At 62.8% G+C, this 23,423-nt stretch carries 20 protein-coding genes and 4 tRNA genes; all 24 read right to left on the minus strand.

Translation table 11 applies throughout. From position 1 onward, the window contains the following. Nucleotides 1-12: 12 nt before the first annotated feature. The 24 genes from rpsS to RT551_RS12810 all read right to left on the minus strand — a co-directional run bounded on the left by rpsS (nt 13) and on the right by RT551_RS12810 (nt 23,409). Complete coding sequence (gene rpsS / locus RT551_RS12695; protein WP_125358580.1) at nt 13-282, minus strand: 30S ribosomal protein S19; 270 nt, start codon at nt 280-282, stop codon at nt 13-15. A 6-nt stretch (nt 283-288) separates the two neighbouring features. Next, nucleotides 289-1,116 (minus strand): 50S ribosomal protein L2, encoded by an 828-nt coding sequence (rplB, locus tag RT551_RS12700; protein WP_125358583.1) that lies wholly within the window; start codon nt 1,114-1,116, stop codon nt 289-291. Nucleotides 1,117-1,126: 10 nt separating this feature from the next. After that, on the minus strand, nt 1,127-1,426 hold the full coding sequence (rplW, locus tag RT551_RS12705) for a 50S ribosomal protein L23 (protein ID WP_125358585.1): 300 nt from the start codon (nt 1,424-1,426) through the stop codon (nt 1,127-1,129). Next, nucleotides 1,423-2,028, minus strand: a complete 606-nt coding sequence (gene rplD, locus RT551_RS12710; protein ID WP_125358588.1) for a 50S ribosomal protein L4 — start codon at nt 2,026-2,028, stop codon at nt 1,423-1,425. Before rplD ends, rplW begins: the two co-directional genes overlap by 4 nt. Nucleotides 2,029-2,040: 12 nt before the next feature. Then, nucleotides 2,041-2,691, minus strand: a complete 651-nt coding sequence (gene rplC, locus RT551_RS12715) for a 50S ribosomal protein L3 (RefSeq protein ID WP_125358591.1) — start codon at nt 2,689-2,691, stop codon at nt 2,041-2,043. A gap of 11 nt (nt 2,692-2,702) precedes the next feature. Next, complete coding sequence (gene rpsJ / locus RT551_RS12720) at nt 2,703-3,014, minus strand: 30S ribosomal protein S10 (RefSeq protein WP_010341589.1); 312 nt, start codon at nt 3,012-3,014, stop codon at nt 2,703-2,705. 332 nt (nt 3,015-3,346) lie between these two features. Next, nucleotides 3,347-4,537: an elongation factor Tu gene (gene tuf, locus RT551_RS12725; RefSeq protein WP_313459203.1), complete on the minus strand. Its 1,191-nt coding sequence runs from the start codon at nt 4,535-4,537 to the stop codon at nt 3,347-3,349. Nucleotides 4,538-4,592: 55 nt separating this feature from the next. After that, nucleotides 4,593-6,734, minus strand: a complete 2,142-nt coding sequence (gene fusA / locus RT551_RS12730) for an elongation factor G (protein ID WP_313459206.1) — start codon at nt 6,732-6,734, stop codon at nt 4,593-4,595. 137 nt (nt 6,735-6,871) lie between these two features. Continuing rightward, on the minus strand, nt 6,872-7,339 hold the full coding sequence (rpsG, locus tag RT551_RS12735; protein ID WP_125358599.1) for a 30S ribosomal protein S7: 468 nt from the start codon (nt 7,337-7,339) through the stop codon (nt 6,872-6,874). Nucleotides 7,340-7,351: 12 nt separating this feature from the next. Further along, nucleotides 7,352-7,726: a 30S ribosomal protein S12 gene (rpsL, locus tag RT551_RS12740; RefSeq protein ID WP_282298327.1), complete on the minus strand. Its 375-nt coding sequence runs from the start codon at nt 7,724-7,726 to the stop codon at nt 7,352-7,354. Between the two features lie 369 nt (nt 7,727-8,095). Beyond that, complete coding sequence (gene rpoC, locus RT551_RS12745; protein WP_313459209.1) at nt 8,096-12,319, minus strand: DNA-directed RNA polymerase subunit beta'; 4,224 nt, start codon at nt 12,317-12,319, stop codon at nt 8,096-8,098. Nucleotides 12,320-12,409: 90 nt separating this feature from the next. Continuing rightward, nucleotides 12,410-16,564, minus strand: a complete 4,155-nt coding sequence (gene rpoB, locus RT551_RS12750) for a DNA-directed RNA polymerase subunit beta (protein ID WP_313459211.1) — start codon at nt 16,562-16,564, stop codon at nt 12,410-12,412. Between the two features lie 291 nt (nt 16,565-16,855). Next, nucleotides 16,856-17,221, minus strand: coding sequence for a 50S ribosomal protein L7/L12 (rplL, locus tag RT551_RS12755; RefSeq protein WP_313459213.1), 366 nt, complete (start codon nt 17,219-17,221; stop codon nt 16,856-16,858). 62 nt (nt 17,222-17,283) lie between these two features. Beyond that, a complete protein-coding gene (gene rplJ / locus RT551_RS12760; RefSeq protein WP_311190288.1) occupies nt 17,284-17,811 on the minus strand; it encodes a 50S ribosomal protein L10 in 528 nt (175 codons plus the stop codon). Nucleotides 17,812-18,139: 328 nt separating this feature from the next. Beyond that, nucleotides 18,140-18,838, minus strand: coding sequence for a 50S ribosomal protein L1 (rplA, locus tag RT551_RS12765; RefSeq protein WP_125358616.1), 699 nt, complete (start codon nt 18,836-18,838; stop codon nt 18,140-18,142). A gap of 4 nt (nt 18,839-18,842) precedes the next feature. Further along, on the minus strand, nt 18,843-19,271 hold the full coding sequence (gene rplK, locus RT551_RS12770; RefSeq protein WP_125358619.1) for a 50S ribosomal protein L11: 429 nt from the start codon (nt 19,269-19,271) through the stop codon (nt 18,843-18,845). Between the two features lie 243 nt (nt 19,272-19,514). After that, a complete protein-coding gene (gene nusG, locus RT551_RS12775; RefSeq protein ID WP_313459219.1) occupies nt 19,515-20,078 on the minus strand; it encodes a transcription termination/antitermination protein NusG in 564 nt (187 codons plus the stop codon). Between the two features lie 10 nt (nt 20,079-20,088). Beyond that, nucleotides 20,089-20,496 carry a preprotein translocase subunit SecE gene (gene secE, locus RT551_RS12780; RefSeq protein ID WP_313459222.1) on the minus strand — a complete coding sequence of 136 codons (408 nt, stop codon included), beginning with the start codon at nt 20,494-20,496 and terminating at the stop codon, nt 20,089-20,091. A gap of 44 nt (nt 20,497-20,540) precedes the next feature. Next, nucleotides 20,541-20,616: transfer RNA gene (locus RT551_RS12785), tRNA-Trp, on the minus strand. Between the two features lie 103 nt (nt 20,617-20,719). Then, nucleotides 20,720-21,910: an elongation factor Tu gene (gene tuf, locus RT551_RS12790; RefSeq protein ID WP_125358594.1), complete on the minus strand. Its 1,191-nt coding sequence runs from the start codon at nt 21,908-21,910 to the stop codon at nt 20,720-20,722. Between the two features lie 39 nt (nt 21,911-21,949). Further along, nucleotides 21,950-22,025, minus strand: a tRNA-Thr gene (locus tag RT551_RS12795). Between the two features lie 47 nt (nt 22,026-22,072). Then, a tRNA-Gly gene (locus RT551_RS12800) sits at nt 22,073-22,146 on the minus strand. A 28-nt stretch (nt 22,147-22,174) separates the two neighbouring features. Continuing rightward, nucleotides 22,175-22,260: transfer RNA gene (locus RT551_RS12805), tRNA-Tyr, on the minus strand. Between the two features lie 138 nt (nt 22,261-22,398). Beyond that, entirely contained in the window at nt 22,399-23,409 is a 1,011-nt protein-coding gene (locus RT551_RS12810) for an isoaspartyl peptidase/L-asparaginase (RefSeq protein ID WP_313459225.1), read from the minus strand. Between the last annotated feature and the right edge of the window lie 14 nt (nt 23,410-23,423).

The following is a 23,423-nucleotide window of genomic DNA, read 5'->3' on the forward strand; positions in this document are numbered from 1 at the left end:
TGTCATCTCTCCTTACTTGCCCGACTTCTTGTCAGCACCATGACCCTTGAAGGTCCGGGTGATGGCAAATTCGCCGAGCTTGTGACCGACCATGTTCTCGTTGACGAGCACCGGAACGTGGGCCTTGCCGTTATGAACGGCGATGGTGATGCCTACCATTTCCGGCAGGATCATCGAACGGCGCGACCAGGTTTTGATCGGCTTCTTGCTACCCGCAGCGGCCTCCACCTTCTTGACGAGGTGGTGATCGACGAACGGGCCTTTCTTGAGTGAACGTGCCATGGTCGATTAGCCCCTACGATCGCGGACGATGAACTGCTGGGTGCGCTTGTTCTTGCGCGTCTTGTAACCCTTGGTCGGAACACCCCACGGGGTGACCGGATGCGGATTACCCTGGCCGGCCTTCGCCTCACCACCACCGTGCGGGTGGTCAACCGGGTTCATGGCAGCACCACGAACGGTCGGGCGGACACCGCGCCAGCGCTTGGCGCCAGCCTTGCCCAGCTTTTCCAGGTTGTGCTCGTCGTTACCGACTTCACCGATGGTGGCGCGGCACTCGACCGGCACCTTGCGCATTTCACCCGAGCGCAGGCGCAGGGTGGCGTAGATGCCTTCACGAGCGACGAGCTGCACGGCAGCGCCGGCGGCACGAGCGATCTGGGCACCCTTGCCCGGCTTCAGTTCGATGCCGTGGACAGTGGTACCAACCGGGATGTTGCGCAGCGGCAGGGTGTTGCCGGTCTTGATCGGCGCGTCCGAACCTGCGATCACCTGGTCACCGGCCTTCAGGCCCTTCGGTGCGATGATGTAGCGACGCTCGCCGTCGACGTAGCACAGCAGGGCGATATGGGCGGTGCGGTTCGGATCGTATTCGATGCGTTCCACGCGCGCCGGAATGCCTTCCTTGTTGCGCTTGAAGTCGATGACACGGTAGTGCTGCTTGTGACCACCGCCGACGTGACGGGTGGTGATGCGGCCGTGGTGGTTACGACCACCGGACTTGCTCTGCGGCTCCAGCAACGCTGCGTGCGGTGCGCCCTTGTGCAGATCGGGCGTGACCACGCGCACGGCCGAACGACGGCCTGCGGAGGTGGGCTTGAATTTCATCAATGGCATGGGATGTACCTCAGGCCTTGGCCGTTACATCGATGGACTGGCCATCGGCGAGACGCACGTATGCCTTGCGCCAATCGCCGCGACGGCCGTTGCGGTTACGGAAGGACTTGTTCTTGCCCTTCACGTTCAGCACGTTGACCGACTCGACCTTGACTGCGAACAGCTGTTCCACCGCGGCCTTCACATCGGCCTTGGTCGCTTCGTTCGACACTTCAAAGACATACTGGTTGGAGACTTCCTGCAGACGCGCGGTCTTTTCCGAGACACGCGGGGCACGCAGCACGCTGAAGATTTTTTCGTTGCTGTTCATGCCAGCCACTCCTCGACCTTCTTGACCGCGTCAGCGGTGATGACGACCGTGTCGGCACCGACCAGGGAGACCGGATCCAGACCCTGCACGTCACGCACTTCCACGTAGGGAACGTTGCGCGCCGACAGGTACAGGTGCTCCGATGCGTCCTCGGTGACGATCAGCGGGCGCTTGCCCACTTCCAGGCCGGCCAGCTTGGCGATCAGACCCTTCGTGCTGGTCGCTTCGACGTCGAAGGACTCCACGATGGTCAGACGGCCCTGACGGTTCAGCTCGGACAGGATCGCGCACATGGCGGCACGGTACTGCTTGCGGTTGACCTTCTGCTCGAAGCTGCGCGGCTTGGCCGCGAAGGTGACGCCACCGCCGACGAAGATCGGAGCCGTCAGCGCGCCATGACGCGCACCGCCGCCCTTCTGCTTCTTCGACTTCTTGGTGGTGCCAGCCACTTCGGAGCGAGTCTTCTGTGCCTTGGTACCGGCGCGACCGGCGTTGCGGTAAGCAACGACGACCTGGTGAACCAGATCTTCGCTGAAATCGCGACCGAACACGGCTTCGGAGACCGAGACCTTGTTGTTGCTACCCGTGATAACGAGTTCCATCGTCATCTCTCCTTATGCCTTGCTCGCCGGACGGACGATCACGTCACCACCCGCAGCGCCCGGAACGGCACCACGAATCGCGATCAGACCGCGCTCGACGTCGACCTTGACCACTTCCAGGTTCTGCGTGCTCTGCTGCACGGCACCCATATGGCCCGACATCTTCTTGCCCGGGAAAACACGACCCGGGGTCTGGCGCTGACCCAGCGAACCCGGCGCGCGATGCGACAGCGAGTTACCGTGGGTTGCATCGCCCATACGGAAGTTGTGGCGCTTGATGGTGCCCTGGAAACCCTTACCCTTGGTGACACCCTGGACGTCGACCTTCTGGCCAACTTCGAAGATGTCCGCCTTGACTTCGCCGCCAACGGCGAAATCGCCGAGCTGCGCGTCTTCAACGCGGAATTCCCACAGGCCGCGACCGGCTTCCACCTTCGCCTTGGCGAAGTGGCCGGCTTCCGGCTTGTTGACCAGGGCAGCGCGACGCGCGCCGACGGTCACCTGCACGGCGCTGTAGCCGTCAGCTTCGACGGTCTTGATCTGCGCGATGCGGTTCGGGGTGGCTTCAATCAAGGTCACCGGGATGGCGCGGCCATCATCGGTGAAAACGCGGCTCATGCCAGCCTTGCGGCCCACGAAGCCCAACGAATACTTCTTCGTCATGGTCGTAGTCCTCAGGTCAGCTTGATCTGAACGTCGACGCCGGCAGCCAGTTCGAGCTTCATCAGCGCGTCCACGGTCTTGTCGTTCGGGTCAACGATATCGAGCACGCGCTTGTGCGTGCGGGTCTCGTACTGGTCACGCGCGTCCTTGTCGACGTGCGGGGAGACGAGGATGGTGTAACGCTCGATCTTGGTCGGCAGCGGGATCGGGCCACGCACTTGCGCGCCGGTCCGCTTGGCCGTTTCTACGATCTCGCTGGCCGAGCGGTCGATCAGACGATGATCGAATGCCTTCAGCCGGATACGGATCTTTTGGTCCGCCATGACGGTGGTTCCTTCGTTAAAAGAGCGACAGACAAGGCCTCTGGGTTGCCTTGTCCCATGAATATCCTGAATGCGAACGTCGCACAGTCCCGCGCGACGCCAAGATCTTTCCGTAGACCTCAAAAGCCGAGGCAGACCGATTGCTCGATCTGCCCAGACGAAAAAGTATAGCGCGCATACAAAGCGGCCGTCAACAGTCGCCTGTTGACACTGCCTGAATGGCACGACCCTTCCTGGTCCGGGGAACACGAGGAGCGTCCTGCGCCTCTTTTCCCATTTTAGTACGCCCCGATGCCCTACCCAGGCAACATCGGGGCGCAGATTCTAGCAGGTTACTCGAGGATGTTCGAGACCACGCCGGCACCGACGGTACGGCCGCCTTCGCGGATGGCGAAGCGCAGGCCCGAGTCCATGGCGACCGGGTTGATCAGGGTGACGACCATCTTGATGTTGTCGCCCGGCATGACCATTTCCACGCCTTCCGGCAGCTCAACCGCACCGGTGATGTCGGTGGTACGGAAGTAGAACTGCGGGCGGTAGCCCTTGAAGAACGGGGTGTGACGGCCGCCTTCGTCCTTCGACAGCACGTACACTTCGGCGTCGAACTTGGTGTGCGGCTTGATCGAACCCGGCTTGGACAGCACCTGGCCACGCTCGACGTCGTCACGCTTGGTGCCGCGCAGCAGCAGACCGGCGTTGTCACCTGCCTGACCCTGGTCCAGCAGCTTGCGGAACATTTCCACGCCGGTGACGGTGGTCTTCTGGACCGGACGGATACCGACGATTTCGATTTCGTCGCCGACCTTGATGATGCCGCGCTCGATACGACCGGTCACCACGGTGCCGCGGCCCGAGATCGAGAACACGTCTTCCACCGGCATCAGGAACGGCTTGTCGATGTCGCGTTCCGGTTCCGGAATCCAGGAATCCAGCGCTTCAACCAGCTTGATCACGGCCGGCACGCCGATGTCGCTCTGGTCGCCTTCCAGCGCCAGACGGGCCGAACCGGAGATGATCGGGGTGTCGTCGCCCGGGAAGTCGTACTTGCTCAGCAGTTCACGCACTTCCATTTCGACCAGCTCGAGCAGCTCGGCGTCGTCGACCATGTCAGCCTTGTTCAGGAAGACCACGATGTACGGCACGCCGACCTGACGCGACAGCAGGATGTGTTCGCGGGTCTGCGGCATCGGGCCGTCAGCGGCCGAGCACACCAGAATCGCGCCGTCCATCTGGGCAGCACCGGTGATCATGTTCTTGACGTAGTCAGCGTGGCCCGGGCAGTCAACGTGGGCGTAGTGACGGGTCGGGGATTCGTATTCGACGTGCGCGGTCGAGATCGTGATGCCACGTGCCTTTTCTTCCGGCGCGGCGTCGATCGCGGAGTAATCCTTGAACTCGCCACCGAAGCGCTCGGCACCGATCTTGGTCAGTGCGGCGGTCAGCGTGGTCTTGCCGTGGTCGACGTGACCGATGGTGCCGACGTTGACGTGCGGCTTGGTGCGTTCGAACTTACCCTTTGCCATTGTTGTATACCTTGAATATCAGAAAAAAGAAGGGAGGGAAGACCCGAGCTTACGCTCAGGCCTTCTTGATCACGGTGTCGGCGATGTTCTGCGGAGCCGGCTCGTAGTGGTCGAATTCCATGGTGAAGGTGGCACGACCCTGGGTCTGCGAACGCAGCGAGGTGGCGTAACCGAACATTTCACCCAGCGGGATCATCGCGTTGATGATGCTGGCCGAACCGTCACCGGTGGTGCTCGAACCCTGCAGTACGCCACGACGGCGGCTGACGTCGCCCATCACGTCACCCTGGTAGTCTTCCGGGGTCACGATTTCGACCTTCATGATCGGCTCAAGCAGCACCGGCTTGGCCTTGGCGAAGCCCTGCTTGAAGGCCATCGACGAAGCCAGCTTGAACGCCATTTCCGACGAGTCAACGTCGTGGTACGAGCCGAACACCAGCTTGACCTTGACGTCCACCACCGGGAAGCCAGCCAGCGGACCGCTGGTGATGGTTTCGCGCAGACCCTTTTCCACCGACGGGATGAATTCCTTCGGAATCACGCCACCGGTGATGTCGTTGATGAACAGGAAGTCGTCCTTGATGTTCGGAGCGATCTTCGGATCAGCACGGTCTTCAGCGGTGATCGGCGACAGTTCGATCACGACGTGACCGTACTGACCCTTACCACCGGACTGCTTGGCGTGCTTGTAGTCCGACTTCACGTCCGACATCTGGATGGTTTCGCGGTAAGCCACCTGCGGCTTGCCGACGTTGGCTTCCACGTTGAACTCGCGCTTCATGCGGTCAACGATGATGTCCAGGTGCAGCTCGCCCATGCCCGAGATGATGGTCTGGCCGGATTCTTCGTCGGTCTTGACGCGGAACGACGGATCTTCCTGGGCCAGACGGCCCAGGGCCAGGCCCATCTTTTCCTGGTCCGACTTGGTCTTCGGCTCAACCGCCATCGAGATCACCGGCTCCGGGAACACCATGCGCTCCAGGATGATCGGGTGATCCAGCGAGCACAGGGTGTCGCCGGTGGTGGTGTCCTTCAGGCCCACGGCAGCAGCGATGTCACCGGCCAGCACTTCCTTGATCTCTTCGCGATCGTTGGAGTGCATCTGCAGGATGCGGCCGATGCGCTCCTTCTTGCCCTTGACCGAGTTCATCACCTGGTCGCCGGCATTCAGGGTGCCCGAGTACACGCGGAAGAAGGTCAGCGCGCCCACGAACGGGTCGGTGATGATCTTGAAGGCCAGCGACGAGAACGGAGCCTTGTCGTCGGACTTGCGGCTCATTTCCTTGGTTTCGTCGTCAACGTCGGTACCGGTCACGTCCGGCACGTCGATCGGCGACGGCAGCAGCTGCACCACGCCGTCCAGCATGGCCTGCACGCCCTTGTTCTTGAACGCCGAACCGCAGTACATCGGCACGATTTCGGTGGCCAGGGTGCGGGTACGCAGCGCATTGATGATTTCGGACTCGGCCAGCTCTTCGCCGCCCAGGTACTTTTCCATCAGGTCTTCGCTGGCTTCAGCCGCGGCTTCGATCATGTAGGTACGGGCTTCTTCAGCCTCGGCCTGCAGGTCCGCCGGGATATCCAGGTATTCGAACTTCATGCCCTGGCTGGCTTCATCCCAGTGGATGGCCTTCATCTTGACCAGGTCGATCACGCCCTTGAAGTTGTCTTCGGCGCCGATCGGCAGCTGCATCGGAACGGCGGTGGCACCCAGCTTGGCGCGCAGCTGTGCGGCGACCTTCTGGAAGTTGGCACCGGTGCGGTCCATCTTGTTGACGAAAGCGATGCGCGGCACCTTGTAACGGTTGGCCTGGCGCCACACGGTTTCCGACTGCGGCTGCACGCCACCGACGGCGCACAGCACGAACACGGCACCGTCGAGCACGCGCAGCGAGCGTTCGACTTCGATGGTGAAGTCAACGTGCCCGGGGGTGTCGATGATGTTGAAGCGGTGTTCCGGCAGGGACTTGTCCATGCCGCGCCAGAAGGCGGTGGTGGCAGCGGACTGGATCGTGATGCCACGCTCCTGCTCCTGCTCCATCCAGTCCATGGTGGCGGCGCCGTCGTGCACTTCACCGATCTTGTGGCTCTTGCCGGTGTAGAACAGGATGCGTTCGGACGTGGTGGTCTTGCCGGCATCGATGTGAGCCATGATGCCGAAGTTGCGGTAACGCTCGATGGGAGTAGTGCGGGCCACGGGAGCCTCTCAAATTTCGTGGATTTCGGATGGCCGAACGCCGCCTTGCGGCGGCCTTCGGATTGGCGCGACACCCCAGGTGTCGCAAGGCAGTACCGAGGTGGTACTGCCATGCCTGTTTTACAAGGCCGTCAAACTCACCAGCGGTAGTGGGCGAATGCCTTGTTGGCTTCGGCCATGCGGTGGGTTTCTTCGCGCTTCTTGATGGCACCGCCACGGTTTTCCGAGGCATCCAGCAGTTCAGCCGCCAGCTTCTTCGGCATGGTGTTTTCACCACGCTTACGGGCCGAGTCGATCAGCCAGCGCATGGCCAGGGCCATCTTGCGCGACGAACGGACTTCAACCGGCACCTGGTAGGTCGCACCGCCGACGCGGCGGGACTTCACTTCGACCGACGGAGCCACGTTGTCCAGAGCCTTCTGCACCAGCTCGATGGAGTTCGGGTTCTTTTCGGCGATGACGTCCATTGCGCCATAGACGATCTTTTCAGCAACGGACTTCTTGCCGCTCAGCATCACCATGTTGATGAAGCGGGCAATGGTTTCGCTCCCGTGCTTGGGATCGGGCAGGACCGAACGCTGCGGCGTATTACCTTTACGAGACATGTGTACTTTCCCTTAGCTCTTCGGACGCTTGGCGCCGTACTTGGAACGGGCCTGGCGGCGCTTGGCGACGCCCGAGGCATCGAGCGAACCACGAACGGTGTGGTAACGCACACCCGGCAGGTCCTTGACGCGACCGCCGCGGATCAGGACCACGGAGTGCTCCTGCAGGTTGTGGCCTTCGCCACCGATGTAGCTGATGACCTCTTCCTGGTTGGTCAGGCGGACCTTGGCAACCTTGCGGAGGGCCGAGTTCGGCTTCTTCGGGGTGGTGGTGTACACGCGGGTGCAGACGCCACGGCGCTGCGGGCACTTATCAAGTGCCGGCGAGGCACTCTTGTAAGTGGTTGCCTGCCGCGGCTTGCGGACAAGCTGATTGATCGTCGCCATCAGTATGTTCTTCTGAGAGTGGCCGAGGGAAAAAACGGCCAGGAGTGCGGAAATGTGCAAGCAGGCCCAGAAAACGGACCTGCCGAGACAGACGATTGTAGCAACCCCCCGAAAACACGGTCAACCGCGCGCACGGAAGGCCAGCCCTGATCCTGGGCCGTTACTGGGGCACCTTGGCTTCCTTGTCCCCCGTTCAGGGTGTCTACCAGCCCCCTTTCGAGGACCGGCGGGCATCCTACAGCATCGGCGGCAGTTAATCCAGCGGCTGCCGCCGGGTGCGGTGCCCTGCCCGGTTCAGCTGGGCAGGGTTCCGTGAAAAGCAGCCGGGCAAGCCCGGCCTTGGAGCAGCCGGGCAAGCCCGGCTCTACATCAGTCTTCGGAGGAGTCCACTTCCGGGGTGGCTTCCACGACCGGGGCTTCGGCCACGGCCGGGGTGCCGGCCAGGGTCTGCAGCTCCGATTCGGTCAGACCGGTGGCGTTGCGACGACGCTGGGCGTGGTACGCAAGACCGGTACCGGCCGGAATCAGACGGCCGACGATGACGTTTTCCTTCAGGCCGCGCAGGTTGTCCGAGGTGCCGCGGACGGCGGCTTCGGTCAGCACGCGGGTGGTTTCCTGGAACGACGCCGCCGAAATGAACGACTCGGTGGCCAGCGAGGCCTTGGTGATACCCAGCAGGACCGGATCGAAACGGGCGATCAGCTCGTTGCGGGCCGACAGACGGGCATTTTCCTCGATGACACGCTGGCGCTCGGCCTGCTCGCCATTCAGGAACTTGCTGCTGCCCTGATCGGTGATTTCAACCTTGCGCAGCATCTGGCGGGTGATCACCTCGATGTGCTTGTCGTTGATCTTCACGCCCTGCAGGCGGTACACGTCCTGGATTTCCTTGACCAGGTAGGCGGCCAGCGGCTCGACGCCCAGCAGACGCAGGATGTCCTGCGGGCTCGGTTCGCCGTCCACGATGGTTTCGCCCTTGGTCACGTGCTCACCTTCGAACACGATGACCTGACGGTACTTCGGAATCAGTTCTTCGTGCTCCGAACCATCAGTGTCCTTGATGATCAGGCGCTGCTTGCCCTTGGTGTCCTTGCCGAAGCTGATGATGCCCGAACGCTCGGCCAGGATCGCCGGGTCCTTCGGCTTGCGTGCTTCGAACAGGTCGGCCACGCGCGGCAGACCACCGGTGATGTCACGGGTCTTGGACGCTTCCTGCGGGATCTTGGCCACCACGTCACCCACGCCGACGGGTGCGCCGTCCTGCAGGTTGACGATCGAGCGCGGCGGCAGCAGGTACTGCGCCGGCAGGTCGGTGCCCGGAATGCTCAGGTCGTTGCCCTTGGCATCGACGATGCGCACGATCGGACGCAGATCCTTCGCCTGCGAACCGCGACGCTTCGGATCGGTGATTTCACGCGAGGCCAGGCCGGTCAGTTCGTCGGTCTTCTCGATGACGGTGACGCCGTCGATGAAGTCGATGAAGCGGATGAAACCAGCCACTTCGGACACGATCGGGTGGTTATGCGGATCCCAGTTGGCCACGGTCTGGCCAGCCTTGACCGCCTCGGCGTCCTTGGAGGTGATGGTGGCACCGTAGGGCAGCTTGTAACGCTCACGCTCACGGCCGTGGGCGTCGAGCACCGAGATTTCGCCCGAACGCGAGACCGCCACCAGCGAACCGTTGGCGTGCTCGACCGACTTCAGGTTGTTGAACTTCACCGAACCGGTGGTCTTGACCGTGATGTTGTCCACGGCAGCCGCACGCGATGCGGCACCACCGATGTGGAAGGTACGCATGGTCAGCTGGGTACCCGGCTCACCGATCGACTGGGCGGCGATGACGCCGACCGCTTCACCGATGTTGACCAGGTGACCACGGGCCAGGTCGCGGCCGTAGCAGTTGGAGCACACGCCGAATGCGGATTCGCAGCTGATGGTCGAGCGGACCTTCACCGACTGCACGCCGGCGTCTTCCAGCTTGGCCACCCACTGTTCGTCCAGCAGGGTGTTGCGGGTCACGATCGGATCTTCGTCGTTGCCCGGCAGGAACACGTCCTCGGCCACGACACGACCCAGCACGCGGTCCTTCAACGGCTCGACGACGTCGCCGCCTTCCACGATCGGGGTCATGGTCAGGCCTTCGGTGGTACCGCAATCCACTTCAGTGATGACCACGTCCTGCGCCACGTCGACCAGACGACGGGTCAGGTAACCCGAGTTCGCGGTCTTCAGCGCGGTATCGGCCAGACCCTTACGGGCACCGTGGGTGGAGTTGAAGTACTCCTGCACGTTCAGGCCTTCACGGAAGTTCGCCTTGATCGGCGTTTCGATGATCGAGCCGTCCGGGCGGGCCATCAGGCCACGCATGCCGGCCAGCTGACGGATCTGCGCCTGCGAACCACGCGCACCGGAGTCGGCCATGATGTACAGCGAGTTCATCGACTTCTGGTCGATGGTCTCACCCTTGGCATTGACGACCTTCTCGGTACCGATGGTGTCCATCATCGCCTTGGCGATGCGCTCGTTGGTGCGCGACCAGATGTCGACCACCTTGTTGTAGCGCTCGCCGGCGGTGACCAGACCCGACTGGTACTGTTCCTGGATTTCCAGCACTTCGGCTTCGGCCTCGGTGAGGATGCCGCGCTTTTCGTCCGGGATCAGCATGTCGTCGATACCGATCGACACGCCGGCGCGGGTTGCGTAGGCGAAGCCGGTGTACATCAGCTTGTCGGCGAACACGACCGTGTCCTTCAAGCCCAGCTGACGGTAGCTGGAGTTGATCAGGCGCGAGATGTTCTTCTTGGTCAGCTCGACGTTGGCCAGCGCGAACGGCAGGCCTTCCGGCAGGATTTCAGCCAGCAGGGCGCGACCGATCGTGGTGTCCACGATCGAGGTCTTGTTCTGCTTATTGCCTTCCTCGTCGGTCACCACTTCGGTGATGCGGACCTTGACCTTGGCGTGCAGTTCCACCACGCGGTTGTCATAGGCACGCTTCACTTCGGCGATGTTGGCGAAGGCCATGCCCTCGCCCTTCTTGTTTTCCAGGGCGCGGGTCATGTAGTACAGACCCAGCACCACGTCCTGCGACGGCACGATGATCGGCTCGCCGTTGGCCGGCGACAGGATGTTGTTGGTCGACATCATCAGCGCACGCGCTTCCAGCTGGGCTTCCAGCGAGAGCGGCACGTGGACGGCCATCTGGTCACCGTCGAAGTCGGCGTTGAACGCAGTACACACCAGCGGGTGCAGCTGGATGGCCTTGCCTTCGATCAGCACCGGCTCGAACGCCTGGATGCCCAGACGGTGCAGGGTCGGCGCACGGTTCAGCATGACCGGGTGTTCGCGGATGACTTCTTCCAGGATGTCCCAGACTTCCGCTTCTTCGCGCTCGACCAGCTTCTTGGCGGCCTTGATGGTGGTGGCCAGGCCACGACGCTGCAGCTTGGCGAACACGAACGGCTTGAACAGTTCCAGCGCCATCTTCTTCGGCAGGCCGCACTGGTGCAGGCGCAGGTACGGACCGACCACGATGACCGAACGGCCCGAGTAGTCGACGCGCTTGCCCAGCAGGTTCTGACGGAAGCGACCCTGCTTGCCCTTGATCATGTCGGCCAGCGACTTCAGCGGGCGCTTGTTGGTGCCGGTGATGGCACGGCCGCGACGGCCGTTGTCCAGCAGCGCATCGACCGATTCCTGCAGCATGCGCTTTTCATTGCGCACGATGATGTCCGGCGCGTTCAGCTCGAGCAGGCGGCGCAGGCGGTTGTTACGGTTGATGACGCGGCGGTACAGGTCGTTCAGGTCGGAGGTCGCGAAACGGCCGCCGTCCAGCGGAACCAGCGGACGCAGGTCCGGCGGCAGCACCGGCAGCACGGTCATGACCATCCATTCCGGACGGTTGCCCGATTCCAGGAAGGCTTCGACCAGCTTGATGCGCTTGGTGAGGCGCTTGAGCTTGGTTTCCGAACCGGTGCTGGCGATTTCTTCGCGCAGACGGGTCATTTCCGACTGCAGGTCGATGGTGCGCAGCAGTTCGTACACGGCTTCGGCGCCCATGGCGGCGTCGAAGTCGTCGCCGTGCTCCTGGCGTGCCTGCAGGTACTGTTCTTCGGTCAGCAGCTGGCGGCGTTCCAGGGCGGTCAGGCCCGGCTCGGTCACCACGTAGGCTTCGAAGTACAGCACGCGCTCGATGTCACGCAGGGTCATGTCCAGCATCAGGCCGATGCGCGACGGCAGCGACTTGAGGAACCAGATGTGCGCGACCGGCGAGGCCAGGTCGATGTGGCCCATGCGCTCACGGCGCACCTTGGCCAGGGTCACTTCGGTGCCGCACTTTTCGCAGACCACGCCGCGGTGCTTCATGCGCTTGTACTTGCCGCACAGGCACTCGTAGTCCTTGACCGGTCCGAAGATGGCGGCGCAGAACAGGCCGTCACGCTCCGGCTTGAAGGTACGGTAGTTGATGGTTTCCGGCTTCTTCACTTCGCCGAAGGACCACGAACGGATCAGGTCCGGCGAGGCCAGCGCGATCTTGATCGCGTCGAAGTCCAGCGTCTGGCGCTGCTGGTTGAAGAGGTTGAGCAGGTCTTTCATGGTGTTTCTCCGAAAGGAGGAAATCTTTGTCGATGGGCTGTGCGATCACTTTCCGGCGGCGCGGCTGCCGGGGCAGCCGCGCCTGCACGATCAGTTGTCTTCCAGTTCCATGTTGATGGCCAGCGAGCGGATTTCCTTCACGAGCACGTTGAAGGATTCCGGCATGCCCGCGACCATCTCGTGCTCACCGTCGACGATGTTCTTGTACATCTGGTTGCGGCCCTGCACGTCATCGGACTTCACCGTCAGCATTTCCTGCAGGGTGTAGGCCGCGCCGTAGGCTTCCAGCGCCCAGACTTCCATTTCACCGAAGCGCTGGCCACCGAACTGCGCCTTGCCGCCCAGCGGCTGCTGGGTGACGAGCGAGTACGGACCGGTCGAACGCGCGTGCATCTTGTCGTCGACCAGGTGGTTCAGCTTCAGGTAGTGCATGTAGCCGACCGTGGTGTGACGGTCGAAGGCTTCACCGGTGCGGCCGTCGTACAGCTGGGTCTGACCGCTGCTCGGCAGGTCGGCCAGTTCCAGCATGCGCTTGATTTCCGCTTCGGTGGCACCGTCGAACACCGGGGTGGCCATCGGCACGCCGTCGGTCAGGTTCTGGGCCAGACGCAGCAGCTCTTCATCGCTGAACTGCGACAGATCCACCTGGTTGGCATGCTGGGTCTTGTCGTGGTTGTAGATGTCGTCGAGGAACTTGCGCAGGTCGTTCAGTGCCGACTGGGCTTCCAGCATGCGCTGGATCTTGCGACCCAGGCCCTTGGCTGCCCAGCCCAGGTGCACTTCCAGAATCTGGCCGATGTTCATACGCGACGGCACGCCCAGCGGGTTCAGCACGATGTCCACGGTTTCGCCCGAGGCCATGTACGGCATGTCCTCGACCGGCACCACGTTGGACACCACACCCTTGTTGCCGTGGCGGCCCGCCATCTTGTCACCCGGCTGGATGCGACGCTTCACGGCCAGGAACACCTTGACCATCTTCAGCACGCCCGGAGCCAGGTCGTCGCCCGCGGTGATCTTGCCGCGCTTGTCGGCGAAGCGACGCTCGAATTCCTTCTCGTGCGCCTGGATCTGCTTCTGGGCGCGTTCGATGGCTTCCGAAGCGTCCTCGTCCTTCATGCGCAGCGCGAACCAGTCAGCCTTCTTCAGGCCGTCCAGGTAAGCGTCGGAGATGGTGTCACCCTTCTTCAGGTTGACGCCACCGTTGACCACCTTGCCGACGATCTGCGAACGCAGACGGGCGTAGATGGCGGCTTCCAGGATGCGGAACTGGTCGTCGAAGTCCTTCTTGACGCGCTTGATCTCGTTTTCCTCGATCTGGCGCGCACGCTTGTCCTTCTCGATGCCGTCGCGGGTGAAGACCTGCACGTCGATGACGGTGCCGTCCATGCCCGGCGGCACGCGCAGCGAGCTGTCCTTCACGTCCGAGGCCTTCTCGCCGAAGATCGCGCGCAGCAGCTTCTCTTCCGGGGTCAGCTGGCTTTCGCCCTTCGGCGTGACCTTGCCGACCATGATGTCGCCGGCGCGCACTTCGGCACCGATGTACACCACGCCGGATTCGTCCAGGCGGTTCAGCGCCTGCTCGGACACGTTCGGGATGTCGGCGGAGATTTCTTCCGGCCCCAGCTTGGTGTCACGCGCGACGCAGGTCAGCTCTTCGATGTGGATCGTGGTGTAACGATCTTCTTCCACCACGCGCTCGGAGAGCAGGATGGAGTCTTCGAAGTTGTAGCCGTTCCACGGCATGAACGCGATCAGCATGTTCTGGCCCAGGGCCAGTTCGCCGATGTCGGTGGACGGACCGTCAGCCAGCACGTCGCCGCGCGCCACCACGTTGCCCACTTCCACCAGCGGACGCTGGTTGATGCAGGTGTTCTGGTTGGAGCGGGTGTACTTGATCAGGTTGTAGATATCCACGCCGGCATCGCTGGCGTCGGTGATCTCGTCCTCATTGACCTTGACCACGATGCGGCCGGCATCGATCTGCACGATCTCGCCACCACGACGGGCGTTCACGGTCACACCGGAGTCACGTGCCACGGCGCGTTCGATACCGGTACCCACCAGCGGCTTCTGTGCGCGCAGGGTCGGCACGGCCTGACGCTGCATGTTCGCGCCCATCAGTGCTCGGTTGGCGTCATCGTGCTCCAGGAACGGCACCAGCGCCGCTGCGATGGAGACGGTCTGCATCGGCGAGACGTCCATGAAGTGGACTTCCGCCGGCGGCTTCAGCAGCGATTCGCCCTGGAAGCGGCACGGCACGAACTGCTCGGTCAGCACGCTGTTGGCATCGGTCAGGGCGTTGGCCTGGGCGATGACGTACTCGTTTTCTTCGATGGCCGACAGGAACTCGATCTCGTCGGAGACCTTGCCGTCCACGACCTTGCGGTACGGGGTTTCAAGGAAACCGTACTGGTTGGTGCGGGCGTACACGGCCAGCGAGTTGATCAGGCCGATGTTCGGGCCTTCCGGGGTTTCGATGGTGCAGACGCGGCCGTAATGGGTCGGGTGCACGTCGCGCACTTCGAAGCCGGCGCGCTCGCGGGTCAGGCCGCCCGGGCCCAGGGCCGAGACGCGACGCTTGTGCGTGACTTCCGACAGCGGGTTGTTCTGGTCCATGAACTGCGACAGCTGCGAGGAACCGAAGAATTCCTTGATGGCAGCGGCGACCGGCTTGGCGTTGATCAGCTCCTGCGGGGTCAGGCCTTCCGATTCGGCCATCGACAGGCGCTCCTTGACCGCGCGCTCGACGCGGACCAGGCCGACGCGGAACACGTTCTCGGCCATTTCGCCGACCGAACGCACGCGACGGTTGCCCAGGTGATCGATGTCATCGACCACGCCGCGACCGTTGCGGATCTCGGTCAGGACCTTGATCACGTCCAGGATGTCGGAGCTGTCGCCGTGCTCGGCGACCAGGCGCTTGGATTCTTCGTCGTTGCGCTCGCCGAAGTACTTGCTGTCATACAGCACGGCTTCGCCGGTGACTTCCTTGCGGCCGACACGACGGTTGAACTTCATGCGGCCGACCGTGGACAGGTCATAGCGCTCGAAGGTGAAGAACAGGTTGTGGAACAGGTTCTGCGCGGCGTCCTTGGTCGGCGGCTCGCCCGGACGCATCATGCGATAGATTTCGACCAGCGCTTCGAGCTGGGTCTTGGTCGGGTCGATGCGCAGGGTGTTGGACAGGTACGGACCACGATCCAGATCGTTCACCCACAGGGTGCCCACGGCATCCACGCCGGCCTTGCGGAAGGCCTGCAGCTGCTCGTCGGTGATTTCGTCGTTGGCCTGGGCCAGCAGTTCGCCGGTGGTGGCGTCGACCACGTCGTGCGACAGGATGCGGCCGACGATGTAGTCGTCCGGCACGGCCAGGGCGGCAATGCCCGAGGCTTCCAGCTGCTTGACGTGGCGCGCGGTGATGCGCTTGCCGGCTTCCACGATGACCTTGTCGCCGTCAGCCAGGTCGAAGTTCAGGGTTTCACCGCGCAGGCGCTCGGCGACCAGCTCCAGCTGCACGCCTTCGTCCGGATTGATGTGGAAGGTGTTGATCTCGAAGAACTGCGCGAGCATTTCTTCGTTGCTGTAGCCCAGGGCGCGCAGCAGGATCGACACCGGCAGCTTGCGGCGACGGTCGATACGGGTGAACAGGGCGTCCTTCGGGTCGAACTCGAAGTCCAGCCAGGAGCCGCGGTAAGGAATGATGCGGGCGCTGTACAGCAGCTTGCCCGAGCTGTGGGTCTTGCCACGGTCGTGGTCGAAGAACACACCCGGCGAGCGGTGCAGCTGCGAGACGATGACGCGCTCGGTGCCGTTGACGATGAAGGTGCCGTTGTCGGTCATCAGCGGGATTTCGCCCAGATAGACCTCCTGCTCCTTCACGTACTTGATGGCCTTGGTCGACGACTCGCGGTCGTAGATCACCAGGCGCACGGTCACGCGCAGCGGCGCGCCGTAGCTCATGCCGCGCTGGCGGCATTCGCGTTCGTCGAAGACCGGTTCGCCCAGCTTGTAGCCGACGTATTCCAGCGCGGCGTTGCCGCTGTAGCTGGCGATCGGGAAGACCGACTTGAGGGCGGCGTGCAGGCCCAGATCACGGCGCTTGGCCGGATCGATGTTCTCCTGCAGGAACTCGCGGTAGGAATCCACCTGGATGGCCAGCAGGAACGGCACTTCGAGAATCGAGCGCTGCTTGCCGAAGTCCTTGCGGATACGCTTCTTTTCGGTGAACGAATAGGACGTCATGAGGTCTCACCTTGGCTGTGCGGGCCGTACCTGAGGGTACGACCCGAAGGGAACATTTAAATTGTCAGTTGGAAGTCGCTGGTATTGCCGGCACCAGCACGCCTTCTCCTGCTACTTCCAACTGCCAACTCGTCTGCATCCCCTACCCCGCTGGCGCGCTTGGCGCGGCCGTGACGGAGCAGGACGGCAGCCCGTGTTGGGCTTGGTGTTGCAACAACGACCAAAGGCCGGGGGCTTACGCCCCCAGCCTTGGCTGCATCGCCGTGATTCGATGGCGACGCAAGGAACTGCTTACTTGACTTCGACAGTCGCGCCAGCAGCTTCCAGGTCCTTCTTGGCCTTTTCGGCTTCTTCCTTCGACACGTTTTCCTTCAGGACGCCACCGGCTTCGGTCAGGTCCTTGGCTTCCTTCAGGCCCAGGCCGGTGATGGCGCGGACGGCCTTGATCACGTCGACCTTCTTGTCGCCGGCGCTCTTCAGGGTGACGGTGAATTCGGTCTGCTCTTCAACAGCAGCGGCCGGGCCGGCAGCGGCAACGGCGACCGGAGCAGCGGCGGAGACGCCGAACTTCTCTTCGATGGCCTTGACCAGCTCCATCACTTCCATCAGGGACTTTTCGGCGATGGCGTCGACGATCTGTTCGTTGGTAAGGGACATTTTGATTACCTTTGGATGATTTTTCTGGGTTAGGTTCCGTCAGGAACCACGTAACAAGCGAATCAGGCGGTTTCGGCGACCGGCTCGGCGGCGACAGCGCCACCGTCCTGCTTCTCGCCAACGGCCTTGACAGCGCGGGCGAACATCGTCACCGGCTCGGTCAGGACGCGGGCCAGCATGGCCAGGGCCTGATCGCGGGTCGGCAGCGAAGCCAGCACGTCAACGTGGCTTGCCGGGAACACTTCGCCACCGATGACAACCAGCTGCGGCTGCAGCTTGTCGTTACCCTTGGTGGCTTCCTTGATGACGCGACCGGCAGCGCCGGGCTCGTCGAGCGAGAACGCGAACAGCATCGGGCCGGTGAACTTGGCCGCTGCAGCTTCGAATTCAGTACCCTTCACCGCACGCTCGGCCAGGGTGTTCTTGACAACCTTCAAGAACACGCCTTCCTTGCGGGCCTGTTCGCGCATCTTGGTGATCTGCGCGACCGTGGTGCCGGCGTAGTGGGCTGCGATCAAGGAGTGAGCCTTGGCAGCGACTTCCGCGACCTCGGCGACTACTTCTTGCTTCTGGGACAGATTGAGAGCCATTGCACTCCTCCAATTGAACTCCGCTTACGGCTCCTGCCGTGTGCGGTCCTGGGCGGCCTCCGTCCTGGATGCCGGGAGCATCGGATTGATGCTCCAAGGGTGGGCCGTTCTAGACCTGGATGGCCAACCTGGGTAACCCCAGACGTGCGTAAACCAGAAAAACTCCAGAAGGGCACCATCTACGCAGGTTGATTCCCGGGGGAACCGATTAAGCGGTGCATGCACCGCGCCTGCGGTCTTTGACGGCTGTCTTCACGGGGCGGACCCCGATCCGATGCCTTCAAATGTCACGAACACGGACCCGAGGGCCCGTGTCCGCTTCAAACACTTACTTCAGGGTCAGCGACGACTGGTCGACGGTGACGCCCGGGCCCATCGTCGAGCTGACCGAAACCTTCTGCAGGTAGGTGCCCTTCGAGGTAGCCGGCTTGGCCTTGATCAGGTCCAGCAGCAGCGCGGTCAGGTTCGACTTCAGCGCGTCTTCGGCGAAGTCGGCCTTGCCGATGGTGCAGTGGATGATGCCGGCCTTGTCGGTGCGGTAACGGACCTGACCCGACTTGGCGTTCTTCACGGCTTCGCCCGGGTTGGCCGAAACGGTGCCGACCTTCGGGTTCGGCATCAGGCCGCGCGGGCCCAGCACGGTGCCCAGCTTACCGACAACGCGCATGGCGTCCGGGGTAGCGATGACGACGTCGTAGTTCAGATCGCCGGCCTGCATCTTCTCGGCCAGGTCGTCCATACCGACGGCTTCTGCGCCAGCGGCCAGGGCTTCGTCAGCCTTGGCACCGGCCGGAGCGAACACGGCGACGCGGACCGACTTGCCGGTACCGGCCGGCAGCACGGTGGAACCGCGGACCTGCTGGTCGGACTTCTTGGCGTCCACGCCCAGGCGCACGGCGACGTCGATCGACTCGACGAACTTGGCCTTGGTGGCGGACTTCAGAATGCTGATCGCTTCTTCGAAGCCGTAGGACTTGCCCGGAACGACTGCGGCCTTGATGGCCTTCTCACGCTTGGTCTGTGCCATCTTCTTAACCCTCCACCACGAGGCCCATGGAACGGGCAGAGCCAGCGATCGTACGCACGGCGGCGTCCAGGTCGGCGGCAGTCAGATCCGGTTCCTTCGCCTTGGCGATTTCTTCCAGCTGCTTGCGGGTCACCTTGCCCACCTTGTCGGTGTTCGGCTTCTTGGAGCCCGACGAGATGCCGGCAGCCTTCTTCAGCAGGGTGGTGGCCGGGGTGCTCTTGGTGATGAAGGTGAACGTACGGTCCGAATAGGCCGTGATGATCACCGGAACCGGCAGACCCGGCTCAAGCTTCTGCGTGGCGGCATTGAAGGCCTTGCAGAATTCCATGATGTTCAGACCACGCTGACCCAGCGCAGGACCGACCGGCGGCGAGGGGTTGGCCTGACCGGCCTTCACCTGCAGCTTGATGTAACCGACAACTTTCTTTGCCATTTGAGTGCTCTCCGGGTGCTAGCGCCTTGCGACAACAGGCTCCCCATCGGACCGGGAATGTCGCGTCCCGGCATCGCGTTTTGAATTCACGCAGAAGGCCACCTTGCGGCGGCCCTTGCTTTTGTCAGCTTCCTGACAGGAAGCCGCGCATGATAACAGGTTTTGAGAGGTCTGCCTGAATGGGGCAACCCCGTCGACGGGCATGGCCCGTCGCTACAACATCGCCCGGGTTGGGCGCAGCGGTCAGCCGACCTGCTTTTCGACCTGGCTGAACTCGAGCTCGACCGGGGTGGCGCGACCGAAGATCAGCACCGACACGCGAATGCGGCTCTTCTCGTAGTTGACCTCGTCGACGACGCCATTGAAGTCATTGAACGGACCTTCGGTGACGCGGACCATCTCACCCGGCTGGAACAGAACCTTCGGACGCGGCTTCTCGACACCTTCCTGAACGCGATTCAGGATGGTGTCCGCCTCGGCGTCGGAAATCGGCAGTGGACGGTCAGCCGTACCACCGATGAAGCCCAGGACCTTGGAGGTTTCCTTGACCAGATGCCAGCTTTCGTTGTCGATGCGCGGAATGCCGTTTTCGTCGCGGGTCTCGATCTGGACCAGCACGTAACCCGGGAAGAACTTGCGCTCGGACCGGCGCTTCTGGCCGGAACGCATTTCAACGACTTCTTCGGTCGGAACCAGAACGTCGCCGAACAGGTCCTGCTTCTCATGGGTGACGATGCGATCACGCAGCGCCTGCGCTACGGACTTTTCGAAGCCTGAATAGGCGTGAACCACATACCAACGCTTCACAGGTTTCTCCTTATCGGCCCAGGAACCACTGGGTCGCCAGCTGAATCAGGTAATCGAAACCGCCCAGCAGCAGACTCAGGATGGTCACCACCACCATCACCACCCAGGTCATGCGGATGGCTTCCTGGCGGGTCGGCCAGACCACCTTGCGCAGCTCGAAGCGCGATTCGGACAGGAACTCACGGGTGTCGCGACCCTTGGCGGTCAGCATGAACACGCCCAGGCCGGCCAGCAGGCCGACAATCACACCCAGGCCGCGCAGCGGACCGGACCATGCATTCTGCGTGGCGTTTTCGGGCGCACCGAACCAGAACCAAGCAAAAAGACCCGCCAATGCCAGGAGCACTGCGGCGGCGTATTTGACAATGTCACCACCGGAAGCGGCGGTGTCCTTGGAATGCTCGATCTTGCTGTTCATCCGGCTCTGGCTGCTGTGGCGGCATGGCCGCTGGAAGGAGAAAGTGGCACGCCAGGAGGGACTCGAACCCCCAACCTGCGGTTTTGGAGACCGCTGCTCTGCCAATTGAGCTACTGGCGTACGTTGAAAAACACCCTTCCCTTAGACGGCGAAGGCGGACCGAGGTTCCCGGCCCGCCGTTCGCGAGACCGGCAGCGCTGTGCTGCCGCCGGTTCGTACTGTATTACTCGATGATCTTGGAGACCACGCCGGCACCGACGGTACGGCCACCTTCGCGGATTGCGAAGCGCAGACCTTCGTCCATGGCGACCGGGTTGATCAGGGTGACGACCATCTTGATGTTGTCGCCCGGCATGACCATTTCCACGCCTTCCGGCAGCTCAACCGCACCGGTGATGTCGGTGGTACGGAAGTAGAACTGCGGGCGGTAGCCCTTGAAGAACGGGGTGTGACGGCCGCCTTCGTCCTTCGACAGCACGTACACTTCGGCGTCGAACTTGGTGTGCGGCTTGATCGAACCCGGCTTGGACAGCACCTGGCCACGCTCGACGTCGTCACGCTTGGTGCCGCGCAGCAGCAGACCGGCGTTGTCACCTGCCTGACCCTGGTCCAGCAGCTTGCGGAACATTTCCACGCCGGTGACGGTGGTCTTCTGGACCGGACGGATACCGACGATTTCGATTTCGTCGCCGACCTTGATGATGCCGCGCTCGATACGACCGGTCACCACGGTGCCGCGGCCCGAGATCGAGAACACGTCTTCCACCGGCATCAGGAACGGCTTGTCGATGTCGCGTTCCGGTTCCGGAATCCAGGAATCCAGCGCTTCAACCAGCTTGATCACGGCCGGCACGCCGATGTCGCTCTGGTCGCCTTCCAGCGCCAGACGGGCCGAACCGGAGATGATCGGGGTGTCGTCGCCCGGGAAGTCGTACTTGCTCAGCAGTTCACGCACTTCCATTTCGACCAGCTCGAGCAGCTCGGCGTCGTCGACCATGTCAGCCTTGTTCAGGAAGACCACGATGTACGGCACGCCGACCTGACGCGACAGCAGGATGTGTTCGCGGGTCTGCGGCATCGGGCCGTCAGCGGCCGAGCACACCAGAATCGCGCCGTCCATCTGGGCAGCACCGGTGATCATGTTCTTGACGTAGTCAGCGTGGCCCGGGCAGTCAACGTGGGCGTAGTGACGGGTCGGGGATTCGTATTCGACGTGCGCGGTCGAGATCGTGATGCCACGTGCCTTTTCTTCCGGCGCGGCGTCGATCGCGGAGTAATCCTTGAACTCGCCACCGAAGCGCTCGGCACCGATCTTGGTCAGTGCGGCGGTCAGCGTGGTCTTGCCGTGGTCGACGTGACCGATGGTGCCGACGTTGACGTGCGGCTTGGTGCGCTCGAACTTACCCTTGGCCATGGCTGCTTATCTCGAATCGTCTGAATGGTGCACTTAAGATGGTGCTCACGAAAGGAATCGAACCTTCGACCTCCTCCTTACCAAGGAGGTGCTCTACCGACTGAGCTACGTGAGCGAGTTTTGTATTATGGCATGAATTTGAATATATTCAAACTCATTCAATGGAGCGGGAGACGGGGATCGAACCCGCACCATCAGCTTGGAAGGCTGAGGTTCTACCATTGAACTACTCCCGCATCGGAAGCTCTTGCCACAACATGAAACTGGTGGAGGGAGGTGGATTCGAACCACCGAAGGCGTAAGCCAGCAGATTTACAGTCTGCCCCCGTTGGCCGCTTGGGTATCCCTCCTTACCACCCTGTCCCGTCGTGCCGAAGCGTTTTCGGTGTGGGGTGGAAGAGCCCGCAATTTTGGGGATGAATCGGGGTTCTGTCAACAATCTTTTTCAACTTTTTCACACGAAGTGAAAATTTCCTTCTGCGGCGGGCTTATTCACCGGGCAGCGGCAATGTCTCGTCATCGAAGATCGCCACATGCGGCACGCCATCGCGGCCAATCCAGCCCCGATACATGCCCTGGGTGTTGAACGGGGTGGCTGCGACACCCTCGGCGGACAGCACGATCGCCCCGCCGTCGCCTCCCAGCGCCGGGATGCGTTCATTGATGACCGCGCGACCCGCCTCAGCCGGCGACTGCTTCAGGTACTGCATGCGCGCGCAGATGTCGTACGCGGCGGCGGTGCGGATGTAGAACTCGCCCCAGCCGGTGCCGGAGACGGCACACGTGGTATTGGCATAGGTGCCGGCACCGATGATCGGCGAGTCGCCCACACGCCCATAGCGCTTGTTGGTCATGCCGCCGGTGGACGTACCTGCGGCCAGATGGCCCTGGGCATCGAGCGCCACCGCGCCCACGGTGCCGAAATGGCGTGCCGTCTCGAAATCAGCGTGCGCCTGGCCGCTGGCCTCCTCTTTCAGGGCGCGCTGCAGCTGCTGCCAGCGCTTCTCTGTGCGGAAGTACGACGGGTCGACCAGTGGGATGCGCTGGCTCACCGCAAAGGCTTCAGCCCCCTGCCCCACCATCATCACGTGCGGCGAATGCTGCATGACCGCCTCGGCCAGCTGGATCGGATTGCGTACCCGCTGCACCCCGGCGACTGCACCGGCCTTGAGGGTCGCCCCGTCCATCAGCGCGGCATCCAGCTCGTTGCGCCCGTCATGGGTGAACACCGCCCCCTTGCCGGCATTGAAGGTGGGATCGTCCTCGAGCACGGTGATCGCCGCGGTGACCGCCTCCAGCGCGGGCTTGCCCGCATCCAGCGCCTGATGCCCGGCGAGCAGGGCCCTGCGCAGCGCCCCGCGCGCCACCTGTGCTTCGGCCGGGCTCAGATCCTTGCGCTGGACCCCCGCCCCACCATGAATGACCAGGACCGGATCGGCCGCCCACGCCAGCGAGGGCACCAGGCAGAAGGCGAGCAGCAGGCGGGAACGAAGCAACATGAACAGGGCCCGGA

Origin of the sequence: Stenotrophomonas sp. (genome assembly GCF_032103445.1) — a bacterium.
Lineage (GTDB): Bacteria > Pseudomonadota > Gammaproteobacteria > Xanthomonadales > Xanthomonadaceae > Stenotrophomonas.